The sequence below is a fragment of the Bradyrhizobium sp. P2_E8 genome (assembly GCF_056403875.1).
In genome coordinates, this window is record NZ_JBFUES010000130.1 from 1 (window position 1) to 11,492 (window position 11,492).

The 11,492-nt window shown below is 64.1% G+C and carries 10 protein-coding genes; 4 read left to right on the forward strand and 6 right to left on the reverse strand.

Annotated elements, in window-relative coordinates; all coding sequences use genetic code 11:
* Nucleotides 1-2,506, forward strand: a 2,506-nt coding sequence (uvrA, locus tag AC1D00_RS09995; protein ID WP_477010554.1) for an excinuclease ABC subunit UvrA, incomplete at its 5' end; no start/stop codon positions are given.
* Nucleotides 2,507-2,524: 18 nt separating this feature from the next.
* On the opposite strand, the gene AC1D00_RS10000 is transcribed toward uvrA, so the two are convergent.
* A complete protein-coding gene (locus AC1D00_RS10000) occupies nucleotides 2,525-2,743 on the reverse strand; it encodes a DUF433 domain-containing protein (protein WP_477010555.1) in 219 nt (72 codons plus the stop codon).
* A 94-nt stretch (nucleotides 2,744-2,837) separates the two neighbouring features.
* On the opposite strand from AC1D00_RS10000, the gene AC1D00_RS10005 reads away from it, so the two are divergent.
* A complete protein-coding gene (locus AC1D00_RS10005; RefSeq protein WP_477010556.1) occupies nucleotides 2,838-3,488 on the forward strand; it encodes an HAD-IA family hydrolase in 651 nt (216 codons plus the stop codon).
* 109 nt (nucleotides 3,489-3,597) lie between these two features.
* On the forward strand, nucleotides 3,598-4,518 hold the full coding sequence (locus tag AC1D00_RS10010; RefSeq protein WP_477010557.1) for a nucleoside hydrolase: 921 nt from the start codon (nucleotides 3,598-3,600) through the stop codon (nucleotides 4,516-4,518).
* 170 nt (nucleotides 4,519-4,688) lie between these two features.
* On the opposite strand, the gene AC1D00_RS10015 is transcribed toward AC1D00_RS10010, so the two are convergent.
* The 3 genes from AC1D00_RS10015 to AC1D00_RS10025 all read right to left on the reverse strand — a co-directional run bounded on the left by AC1D00_RS10015 (nucleotide 4,689) and on the right by AC1D00_RS10025 (nucleotide 7,897).
* Entirely contained in the window at nucleotides 4,689-5,636 is a 948-nt protein-coding gene (locus AC1D00_RS10015; RefSeq protein ID WP_477010558.1) for a YVTN family beta-propeller repeat protein, read from the reverse strand.
* 2 nt (nucleotides 5,637-5,638) lie between these two features.
* On the reverse strand, nucleotides 5,639-6,205 hold the full coding sequence (locus AC1D00_RS10020; protein ID WP_477010559.1) for an SRPBCC family protein: 567 nt from the start codon (nucleotides 6,203-6,205) through the stop codon (nucleotides 5,639-5,641).
* Nucleotides 6,206-7,129: 924 nt separating this feature from the next.
* The gene (locus tag AC1D00_RS10025; RefSeq protein WP_477010560.1) at nucleotides 7,130-7,897 is read right to left on the reverse strand and encodes an AAA family ATPase; all 768 of its coding nucleotides are present in this window, start codon (nucleotides 7,895-7,897) and stop codon (nucleotides 7,130-7,132) included.
* Nucleotides 7,898-8,167: 270 nt separating this feature from the next.
* Here AC1D00_RS10025 and AC1D00_RS10030 point away from each other — a divergent pair, with 270 nt between their 5' ends.
* On the forward strand, nucleotides 8,168-10,231 hold the full coding sequence (locus AC1D00_RS10030; RefSeq protein ID WP_477010561.1) for a DUF1217 domain-containing protein: 2,064 nt from the start codon (nucleotides 8,168-8,170) through the stop codon (nucleotides 10,229-10,231).
* Nucleotides 10,232-10,247: 16 nt separating this feature from the next.
* Here AC1D00_RS10030 and AC1D00_RS10035 read toward each other — a convergent pair whose 3' ends face one another.
* Together AC1D00_RS10035 and AC1D00_RS10040 are read right to left on the reverse strand one after the other, a co-directional pair.
* Entirely contained in the window at nucleotides 10,248-11,108 is an 861-nt protein-coding gene (locus tag AC1D00_RS10035; RefSeq protein ID WP_477010562.1) for a PCC domain-containing protein, read from the reverse strand.
* 9 nt (nucleotides 11,109-11,117) lie between these two features.
* Nucleotides 11,118-11,492 (reverse strand): AMP-binding enzyme (locus tag AC1D00_RS10040; RefSeq protein WP_477010563.1); only part of this gene is annotated, 375 nt, incomplete at its 5' end.

The window sequence follows — 11,492 nt, forward strand, 5'->3', positions numbered from 1 at the left end:
GGCGCTGCCCGAGGGCACGCGCCTCTATCTGCTCGCCCCCGTCGTGCGCGGCCGCAAGGGCGAGTACCGCAAGGAGCTCGCCGAATGGCTCAAGAAGGGCTTTCAGCGCGTCAAGATCGACGGCACCTTCCACGAGCTCGCGGAAGCGCCGACGCTGGACAAGAAGTTTCCGCACGACATCGACGTCGTCGTCGACCGCATCGTGGTGCGCGCCGACATCGGCCAGCGTCTCGCCGAAAGCTTTGAGACCGCGCTGAAGCTCGCCGAGGGCCTTGCCGTCGTCGAATTCGCCGACGCGCCCGCGGCGGCGCCGGCCGAGGAAAAGAAAAAGACCGCAAAGATCCACGACAAGAGCGGGCCCGAGCGCATGCTGTTCTCGGAAAAGTTCGCCTGCCCGGTGTCCGGCTTCACCATCCCCGAGATCGAGCCGCGCCTGTTTTCGTTCAACAATCCCTATGGCGCGTGTCCTGCCTGCGGCGGCCTCGGCGTCGAGCAGCATGTCGACGAGGATCTCGTCATCCCCGACAAGGAGCTCGCCATTGGCAAGGGCGCGATCGCGCCCTGGGCCAAATCGTCGTCACCCTACTACGTGCAGACGCTGACGGCGCTCGGCAAGCACTACAAGTTCACGCTGACCGCCAAGTGGAAGGATCTGCCGAAAAAGACGCAGAACGCGATCCTCTACGGCTCCGGCGAGGACGAGATCAAGTTCTCCTACGAGGACGGGGTGCGCTCCTACGACACCAAGAAGCCGTTCGAGGGCGTCATCACCAACATCAACCGCCGCTACCGCGAGACCGAGAGCGAGTGGGCGCGCGAGGAGCTGGCGAAGTATTTCCACGACGTGCCCTGCGGCGCCTGCAACGGCTTTCGGCTCAAGCCCGAGGCACTCTGCGTCAAGGTCGGCACCAAGCACATCGGCGAGATCTCGGAGCTGTCGGTCAGGAAGGCCGGCGAATGGTTCGAGACCGTGCCGGAGGCACTGAACAAGCAGCAGAACGAGATCGCAGGCCGCATCCTCAAGGAGATCCGCGAGCGCCTCACTTTCCTGCTCGACGTCGGCCTCAACTACCTCACCCTCTCCCGCTCCTCCGGCACGCTGTCGGGCGGCGAGAGCCAGCGCATCCGCCTGGCCTCGCAGATCGGCTCGGGACTGACCGGCGTGCTCTACGTGCTGGACGAGCCTTCGATCGGCCTGCACCAGCGCGACAATGCGCGCCTGCTCGACACCCTCAAGCGCCTGCGCGACCTCGGCAACACCGTGGTCGTGGTCGAGCATGACGAGGACGCCATTCGCCTCGCCGACTACGTGCTCGACATCGGCCCCGGCGCCGGCATGCATGGCGGCCACATCGTCGCCGAAGGCACGCCCGCCGAGATCATGCGCAATCCGAAATCGCTGACCGGGAAATACCTGACCGGCGAGCTCGAGGTCGAGGTGCCGGAGCGGCGTCCGCCGAACCATCGCCGCACCATCAAGGTGGTCAACGCGCGCGGCAATAACCTCAAGAACGTCACCGCCGAGATTCCGCTCGGCCTGTTCACCTGCGTCACCGGCGTCTCCGGCGGCGGCAAGTCGACGCTCCTGATCGACACGCTCTACCGCGCCATCGCCCGCAAGCTGAACAATGCCAGCGAAGGCGCCGCGCCGCACGACCGCATCGAGGGCCTCGAGCACATCGACAAGATCATCGACATCGACCAGTCGCCGATCGGCCGCACCCCGCGCTCGAACCCCGCGACCTATACCGGCGCCTTCACGCCGATCCGCGAATGGTTCGCCGGCCTGCCCGAAGCCAAGGCGCGCGGCTACGAGCCCGGCCGCTTCTCCTTCAACGTCAAGGGCGGCCGCTGCGAGGCGTGCCAGGGCGACGGCGTCATCAAGATCGAGATGCACTTCCTGCCCGACGTCTACGTCACCTGCGATGTCTGCAAGGGCAAGCGCTACAACCGCGAGACGCTCGAAGTCCTGTTCAAGGGCAAGAGCATCGCCGACGTGCTCGACATGACCGTCGAGGAAGCCGCCGACTTCTTCAAGGCGGTGCCGCGCGTGCGCGAGACGTTCCAGACCCTGCACCGCGTCGGCCTCGACTACATCCACGTGGGTCAACAAGCGACGACCCTGTCGGGCGGCGAAGCACAACGCGTCAAGCTCGCCAAGGAGCTGTCAAAGCGCGCCACCGGCCGCACGCTCTACATCCTGGTCGAGCCCACCACCGGCCTGCACTTCCACGACGTCAAGAAGCTCCTGGAAGTGCTGCACGAGCTGGTCGCGCAGGGCAACACGGTCGTCGTGATCGAGCACAATCTCGAAGTCATCAAGACCGCAGACTGGGTCATCGACCTCGGCCCCGAAGGCGGCGACGGCGGCGGCGAAATCGTCGCCTGGGGCCCGCCGGAAGACATCGCGAAGGCGCCGCGGAGCTATACCGGCAAGTTCCTGGAGCCGGTGCTGAAGAAGGCAAGGAAGCCGAAGCGCGGGAGGGCGAGCGAGGCGGCGGAGTAGGCAGCCCCGCCGCTACTGTCAAAGAAGCCGCAATATCTGTTCGCGAAAAGCAGGAGCGAGCACTGCGTCGATATCCGCCTGCTCCAGATACGGATAGTCCTCGATAATGCTGTCGCGCGACTGTCCGGCGGATAGCAGTCCCAGGACGTTGGCGACCGTGATGCGAAGATCGCGAATGCAGGGGCGTCCATGCATCCGCTCCGGATCGACTGTAATTCTTGCCAGTAGCTCCGACATCTGTCACCTCTGGGCGCTAATATAGCATCTCCGATAGCATCTGTCGGCGCGTCGCCTGCGGACCGGATGCGCAGGTCCACCCGTCCACTCCCCCATGCCCTACTCCCTCGCCATTTTCGATCTCGACGGCACCCTCGCCGACAGCTTTCCGTGGTTCTTGCGCACCATCAACGACGTCGCCGACCGCTTCGGCTTTCGCCGCGTCGCGGATGAGGATGTCGAGGAGCTGCGGCACGCCTCGTCGCGCGAGATCCTCACCCGGCTCGAGGTCCCGCTGTGGAAGCTGCCAGCCATCGCGCGGCATGCGCGGCGGCTGAAGGCGGAGGCAGCCAGCGAGATTTCGCTGTTTGCGGGTGTCGAGGCGATGCTGCGGACGCTGGCCGAGAACGGCGTGCAGCTCGCGCTGGTGACCTCCGACAGCGAAGCCAATGCCCGCGAGAAGCTCGGCGAGGCCGCGGCGCTGTTTGCGCATTTCGACTGCTCGGCGTCGCTGTTCGGCAAGGCCGCGAAATTCCGCCGGGTCGTCCGCCGCGCCCGCGTCGACCCAAGCAGCGTCATCGCGATCGGCGACGAGGTCCGCGACATCGACGCGGCGCGCGCCGCGGGGATTGCCTGCGGCGCGGTATGCTGGGGCTATGCGGCACCGGCGGCGCTACGGGCGCTTGCGCCCGATCACGTGTTCGAACACATGCGCGACATTGCCGAGACATTATGCGGAAACGTAGGGTGGATTAGCGAAGCGTAATCCACCACTGTGCGTATCCGCAGAGACAAAAGAGGTGGGTTACGCCGGCGGACTGCGCTTCGCGCAGCCGCAGGCTAACCCACCCTACGAACTGTTCGGGGAGACGGTGATGACACTCACGGACGCAAGCCGCCTCAAGCTCCTGGAGCCGCCGGTCGGCCGGTTGCGGGTCGTGCTCGACACCGACACCTATAACGAGATCGACGACCAGTTCGCGCTGGTGCAGATGCTGCTGTCGAAGGACCGCTTCGACGTCGAGGCGATCTACGCCGCGCCGTTCTTCAATGCGCGCGCCGACAGCCCCGGCCACGGCATGGAGCTGAGCTATCAGGAAATCCTGCGCCTGCTGGACCGCCTGAACGTCGCGCCGGAAGGCCTGGTTCACCGCGGCGTCACCGACTATGTCGGCCCCGGCAAGACGGCGCAGGCGGCGCCCGCCGTGGACGACCTCATCGCCCGGGCGCGCGCGGGCTCGCCGGACAATCCGCTCTACGTCGTCGCCATCGGCGCCATCAGCAACGTCGCCTCCGCACTGCTCAAGGCGCCCGATATCATCGACCGCATCATCGTGGTCTGGCTCGGCGGCCATGCGCTGGAATGGCCCCACACGGTCGAGTTCAATCTGAAGCAGGACGTCGGCGGTGCGCAGGTGCTGCTCGACAGCGGCGTGCCGCTCGTCCTCGTCCCATGCATGGGCGTCACCTCGCGCCTTCACGCGACGGTGCCGGAAATCGAACGATACGTCGAACCCCACGGCAGCATCGGCGCGTTTCTCGCCATGCGCTTCAAGGAATATTCGTCCGACCACATGGGCTGGGCCAAGGAAATCTGGGACATGGCGCCGGTCGGCTGGCTGCTGAACCCCGTGTGGGCACCGAGCGTGATCATCCCCGCTCCCGTCCTCACGGATCAGATGACGTGGAGCGTCGATCGCCGCCGCCATCCGATCCGCTACGTGACCTATGTGGATCGCAACCCGATCCTGAAGGATTTTTTCCTGAAGCTGAAGGCGTTTGCCGAAGCGAAATAGGGCTCAGTGCCGTGGCCCGGATGAGCGCAGCGATATCCGGGACCGTCAGCGCTGAAACGAGTCCCGCATGTCGCTTCGCTCATGCGGGCTACGGGCTGGCGTAACCCACCGCCTTGCTCACCGCGAGAAAGCGGTGGGTTACGCCTTCGGCTAACCCACCCTACGCGTCCCTACTCCGTCCTGCGCAAGAACGCCCCGAAGGCGCGCGGGCCGTCGCCGGTCTTGACTTCGCCGATCACCTTCAGCTCGGCAGCATCGATGATAACAAGCGTGTTGCTCTCCCAGCAGGCGACGATGATGCGCTTGCCGTCGGCGGTTACATTGATGCCTTCGGGGTAGTCGCCGACAGTGATGCGCTTCACCGGTTTCAGTGTCGCAACATCGAACACGCTGACGGTGCCGCCATACTGGTCGGTGACGAAGCCGCGCCCCTGCGCCAGCGCCACCGCATAGGGACGCATCCCGACCGGCACGCGGCCGATCTCGGACCCGGCGGCGATGTCGATCACGGAGACGTCGTTGGAGCCGACATTGGCGGTGTAGGCGCGCTTGCCCTCGGCATCGATGGTGACGCCGAACGGACGCGTGCCGACCTTGATGGTCACCTTGCGCGCGCGCGTCGCCGTGTCCACCACCGAGACGCTGTCGTCGTCGCGGTCCGCCGAGAGCAGCAGCTTGCCGTCAGGCGTCACCGCCAGGCCCGACGGCGAGGCGCCGACCGCGATGCTGGCCGTGACGCTGTGCGAGGCCGCATCGATCGCCCGCACCGCCGCGGCGTACCAATCGGCGACATAAACCGTCTTGCCGTCGGGCGCCACCGCAATGCCGAGCGGGCCACCGCCGACCTCGATCCGCCCCACAACCTGCCGCGTTGCTGCGTCCACCACCGTCACCGCCTTGGCATCCGGGCTCGTGACATAGGCAAAGCGGCCGTCGGCGCTGACGGCAACGCCCGCCGGCTTGCCGCCGATCGGGATGGTTGCCACCGCACGTGCGGTGGCGAGGTCCACGACCATCAGATCGTCGCTGAGCTGGTTGGTGACGAACGCCTCTTCGGCGAAGGCGCAGCCGAAGCAGGCAAGGCTGGCGGCCAGCGCCGCCAGGACCAGGGCCCGCACGGTCAGCTTCCGCTCTCGACCTTCTTCTTCAGCGCCCCGAGGCCGGCCTGGTAGAGCCCCTTCACCGCCTTCACCGCGGCCTCATCGCTCAGCTCCGGCGGCGGATCGTTGTTGGGAAAGCCGCGATAGAACGCGCCGGCCCATTCCAGCGTCGAGGCCTTGCCGTCGGCGCTCGGCGTCACCGTCAGCGTCGAGGAATAGTTGGTGACCGGCAGCACCTTCACGTCGACGGTGGTGATCCGGTAGGAATAGGTCATCGCGGCCGCGTCGAACTTGTAGAGCTCCTCGTCGACCGTGGCCCCGCCGGTCAGCGTCAGCCGCCGCGTTGCGCCGATCTCGTTGCCCTTGTCGCCCTCGGTCTTGGTGACGGGCGGAAGCCAGCTCATGTCCTGGAAATTGCCGATCACCGCCCACACCTTGGCCGGGGCGGCGTTGATCTCGATGGATTCGCGCACCTTCTGCCGGGTCGGCCCGTGCGCCCAAACCGGCTCAAGCGCGGCCGTCAGAGCCATCCCCGCCACCGCCAGCGCCGCCACCCCGGCGACCGCAGTTCCGCTTCTCATCCTCATACCGTTTCCTCACTCCTGGATCTGCGCGACTTGAGGCGCGCTGCGACCACCGTAACGCATTTTCGGGCCGTGGGGAGACCGGTTCGTGGCACGGCTGTGGCGGGGATCGCGACCCGCATCCACGCCACCCCTCGCGTTGCCCGACGGGCAAGACACACAAGGGAGGGGTCAATCCGCCCGGATCAAATAATTCGCTTTACACGAATTCGGAATTATCGCATTTTTCGACCATCCCAACCCGGCCGAGGGGCGTATCGCGATCGTCACGACATGCGGGATGGGACGTGGTGGACGCAGGCGGCGTCGGCGCGAAGGTGGTTTGCAGGGCGGCTCACGCCGTGAGCAACTGCCTGCGCGCACACGACCGGTGCAGCCTGCGTACGGCAAAATCGTGTGGTCCTGGCATCCGGGGTCTGTGTGCCAAGTCTTGCGGTGACGTGCGCTGCCCAACCGGGCTGGCGCGTCAGCCATCCGCGAGGTGACGGGGGCAATAGTGCATCGCTCCCCGGGGAGATCACGACATAAGCCGTAAAACCACTGCGCAGGGAAGGCCGGATGTTTGGCTTCACCTGTATGCCGCTGTGCATCTGCTTCCAGCGCATTTCGCGCACAGCGGACCGCGGGTGCCAGCCGGCACCCGGCCTTCCCTGCGCCCTCGGCACTTGCGAGGGCGGCGACGACAGCAAAGCTCGGGCAGTTCATGCCGCGAGAATGCGAAGCCGCGCGTATGATGTGGGTAGCAATGCAAGATGAACTCGGGCTCGTGCCCCGGACGCAGCGCAGCGCCCCTTCGGCGGTGCGCTGCAGAGCCGGGGCCCATGCAGCGGGAAACGGCACGGCTTCTGGGTCCCGGCTCTGCGCCGCAACGCTCACGCGTTGCAGCTTGTCCGGGACACGAGTGTGAGCGTCAGCTGCGCCCCTCACCTACTCCGCCAGCGTCGCCTCCACGAAGCCCCGCGGGTCGGCGCAAAACTCCCGCATCAACCGGTAATGGTCGGTCTCCTCCACCGTCACCGGCTCCAGCCCGTATTTCCCGAGCCGCAGCAGCCGCGCGTTGGGATAGGCCATCAGAATCGGCGAATGGGTTGCCATGATGACCTGGCAGATGCCGGAGTCGTCCATGCGTCGCAACAGCCTCAGGAATTCGATCTGACGCGCCGGCGACAGCGCCGATTCCGGCTCGTCGAAGATGAAGATGCCCTGGCGCTGGCAGCGCTCTTCGAAGAAACGCAGAAAACCTTCGCCATGGGAATGCGACAGGAAATCGGGACCGACCTGGCCGGCATCGCGTGCGGCCTTGTCGAGATATCGCGCCACCGAGAAGAAACTCTCGGCGCGGAAAAACCAGCCATTGGTGATCTTCGGCAGCCAGCTCGCGCGCAACGCCTTGGAGAGCTGGCCGCCCATCCTCTCGCGCGCGTCGGAATGGTCGACCGGCATGTAGCCCTTGCCGCCACCGGCATCGTCGTAGCCGGCAAGCGCCGCGATCCCCTCGAGGATCGTCGACTTCCCGGTGCCATTCTCCCCGACGATGACCGTGATGGCGGCGTCGAAGTTGAGCTCGAAATCATCCGGAAAGATCGGCAGGCAAAACGGATAAGCCTCGCGATCGTGAACTTGCGACGGATCGAGCCAGACCCGCTTCAGATACGGTGCCGGCAGGTTGATCGTTCGACCGCTTCTTCGGCTCATGCCCAGCTTCCAACCTATTTCAACCCAGCCTTTGATCGGAACATATCAAGAACACAATCCTCACGAAAGCTGCATTTGAGAAACATGCAGAAACAAATAGACACAAACTCGATCTGCGTCACTTGGAGATGATTCAAACCTCAGATTGTAAGCAGGAACGCCCAAAAGACGCAGCTCTGAGACGATGTGCTGGCATGAGGCCGGCCCCCACCTCGCGACCCGGCAATGATTGACGGACGTCCGGGACCGTAACGCCGCGAGGAATGCGCGATGGTCACAACGTATTTCAGTTACAACTACATTGCGCACAATCTCAAGCAGTCGCTGACGCGGGTCGAACAGCAACCGGACGTGGCGCGGGAGGCCGCCTATTACAAGGCCAACATCGGCAAGGTGAAGACCGTCGACGATCTGATGAAGGATTATCGCCTTTATCACTATGCGACGAAGGCCTATGGCCTCGAAGACATGGCCTACGCCAAGGCCTTCATGAAAAAGGTGCTGGAGAGCAACCTCTCCGACCCCACCAGCTTCGTCAACAAGCTGGTCGACAAACGGTACCGGGAGTTTGCGGCGGCCTTTTCCTTCACCGGCGGTGCGAAGCCCGTTGCGCAATCGGAGAACCAGACCGATGAGATGATCGGTCTGTACACGGCAACCAAGAACAGCCAGGTCGATGCCCTGGCCAGCGACTCGACATACTACAGCGCCGAAATCGGAAACATCAGCAGTGCGGACCAACTCCTGAACAACGACCGTCTTCGCAACTATGTCTATTCGGCGTTCGGGCTCGATGAAAGCAAGTGGCCGCGTGACACGATCAGCCAGGTCCTGCGCAGCGATCCATCCGATCCGAACAGCTACGTCAACACCACCTTCGCGTCTCAGTTGAGCGGCCTCAACGCCCAGCTTGCGCAAGCACAATCGGATGTCAGCGCCACCAATCAGAAAATCGCCGACTACACGGCCCAACTGTCGCAACCGGGCGCCGACGTACCGCAGTTGAACGTCCAGATCCTGGTCGAAAAGTATCATCTGGACTCGTATTCGAAGAACGTCTCCAGCCTCAACGACCAGATCGGGACGATTGGCCGGTTCGTCGACCTGGCCGGCGCGTTCGAGTTTTCGTCCGACGGGTCGCTTCCGTCAGGTGTGTCCGCACAAACTGCTGCAAACATTACGATCACGAAACAGAAGTTCGACGCCAGCAAGGCCGCCGTCTACGACGCGGCAACCCCGTTGAACGAAGCATTGGCTATCACACACTTCAGAGCGGCCGTCCTCAAGGTCAACTCAGTCCAGGCGTTCGTGTCGACACCGGACGTGTACAATTTTGCGCTGGGCGCCGTCGGCCTCGACCCGGCGACAGCCTCGCAAGCCACGATCAAGGCTGTTCTCGAAAGCGACCTCAACGATCCCAAGAGCTTCGTCTATACCCTCAAGGACGATCGGTACGTCAAGCTCGCACGCGACTTCAACTTCGACGCAGAAGGCAATCTGACGACTCCCTTGGTGGCCCAGGACTCGTCCGACGTCCTCGATATTGCGAAGAGCTACGTCATTGCAGCGCTGAGGGACGCAAGCCCCCAGCAGCAGAAGGCAGTTCGGGAGCAAGCCCAGAAGGACGCGACGTCTTATCAGGAAGCCGTCGCAGACATCGGAAGCGTTTCCGACCTGCTCGCAAACCGGAAGGTGATCGATTTCATTCTCGTCGCCAAGGGTCTGGATCCCAAGAAGGTAAGCACCGAATTCCTCAAGAAGATCTTCAGCTCCGACCTGAGCAATCCCAAGAGCTTCGCGAACACGCAGAGCGATCCTCGCTTTGCCGAAATCGCGGGGACGTTCAACTTCAACAGCAAGGGCGACGTCGCGCGCCTTCCGATGTTGGGTCCTCAGAAGGGCGATCATTTTCGGGAAACGCAGGCGAACTATCTCCAGCAAAGCCTGGAGCAACAACAGGGAGATACGAATCCCGGCGTGCGCCTGGCGCTCTATTTCCAGCGCAAGGCGGGCGAAATCACGTCGGCATACGACATCCTGGCCGACCGGGCTCTTTCGGAGGTGTTCAGGACCACCTTCGATCTGCCTGACTCGATGGCTGCGATGCCGATCGATCAGCAGGCCAAGTTCGTGGACAGATTCATGAAGATCAAGGATCTGTCCGATCCCGCGAAGGTTGAGAAGCTGCTGAACCGGTTCTCCGCCATGTACGACATCAGAAACAGCGAGAGTACCGGTCAGGCTCAGTCTCCCTTGCTCAGCCTCTTTCAAGGATCGGGCTCAGGGATAAGTGACTCCACCTTCCTCGCCATCGCCAAGTTACAGTCTCGCTGATGACCGCTCGCCGATGCTAGCCTAACGCCTCGAGCACCAGCTCCATGGTCATCAACACAGGGTTGTCGCCACGGATCAGACGGCCCTCTGCGATGCCGCCGGTGTAGTCGATCAGGGCGATTTCGAGCGCTGCTTCCAACGCGCCGGAATCACCTGGCGCTATGCTTCCCGCCGTTATCGCGAGCTCCGTCGCAAACGGCTCGGTCACGCCGCCATGGGCGAAGCGCGCACCGATGGTCGAGCCGACACCGCCATGGATTTTCGCGCGCGAAATGCCTTGCTCGCGGCAGAATGCTTCGAGACAGAAAGCAAAATCCTGATTGGGCCGCAGCCGCAGCGCGAACGCGCGGCTCGAGGTGCGCGCAGCGCCGCTTGCAGTCACCACCGGCCCGAACAGCTTGAAGTTCGTCTCCGGATCAGGCTCGGCGGTGAACATCGCGCCATCAATGCCGAAGGCTTCGACCTCGAACGGCTCGGCGACGACAGTCTCGTCCGGCAGCATATGGCCGCCGCTTGGCTTGCCGTCCGCCTCGGTCCAAAGCCCGTGGCAATGAAAGAACGGCGCGCCGTCGCGCATGCCGAGCGTCATGCTGCCGAGCTTCGTGCGGGTCACGCCCTTGGGCCGGAACGTCTCGCTGTAGAACGCGGCGTTCTCGCCGGTCTTCGACAGCGCCGGCATCACATAGGCGAACGGTCCGAGCGTGCCACGGCCAAAATTCAGCACGCCGCTCGCAAAACCTTCCGCCGCAAAGCCGCGGCGCGCGGCCTCCAGCAGCGGCACGCCTGCCTCAAGCGTGAACGTGAAGGCGCGTCCCCTCGCCTCCACCCATTGGATGCGTTCTGCGCTCGCTGCGCCCGGCTGCCTGATGCTGCGCATGACCTTCGCTCAGCCTGTTTTCGTCTTGTCGAGGTCGAGCAATCCGCGCGCCTCGAGTTCGTCGCGGACCATGCGCTTCGGCACCTTGCCATAGCCGGACTTCGGCAGCGCCTCCCAGAAGAAGAACCGTTTTGGCATCTTGTAGCGCGGTACCTTCGGACCGAGGAACGCCGCCATCTCCGCTTCGCTCACCGGCTTCGCTCCCTCACGCGCAACACACACGGCCACGCCGACCTCGCCCCAGGTCGCATCGGGCACGCCGAGCACGGCGACCTCGCCGACCGCAGGATGCGTCAGGATCTTCTCCTCGATCTCGCGCGGATAGATGTTGGAGCCGCCGGAGATGTACATGTCGGAGGCGCGGCCGGTGATGTAGACGAACCC

Coding starts and splice junctions, on each gene's coding strand:
- AC1D00_RS10000 (WP_477010555.1), bottom strand. CDS start 2,743: ATGTCGGAGCTACTGGCAAGAATTACAGTCGATCCGGAGCGGATGCAT.
- AC1D00_RS10005 (WP_477010556.1), top strand. CDS start 2,838: ATGCCCTACTCCCTCGCCATTTTCGATCTCGACGGCACCCTCGCCGAC.
- AC1D00_RS10010 (WP_477010557.1), top strand. CDS start 3,598: ATGACACTCACGGACGCAAGCCGCCTCAAGCTCCTGGAGCCGCCGGTC.
- AC1D00_RS10020 (WP_477010559.1), bottom strand. CDS start 6,205: ATGAGGATGAGAAGCGGAACTGCGGTCGCCGGGGTGGCGGCGCTGGCG.
- AC1D00_RS10025 (WP_477010560.1), bottom strand. CDS start 7,897: ATGAGCCGAAGAAGCGGTCGAACGATCAACCTGCCGGCACCGTATCTG.
- AC1D00_RS10030 (WP_477010561.1), top strand. CDS start 8,168: ATGGTCACAACGTATTTCAGTTACAACTACATTGCGCACAATCTCAAG.
- AC1D00_RS10035 (WP_477010562.1), bottom strand. CDS start 11,108: ATGCGCAGCATCAGGCAGCCGGGCGCAGCGAGCGCAGAACGCATCCAA.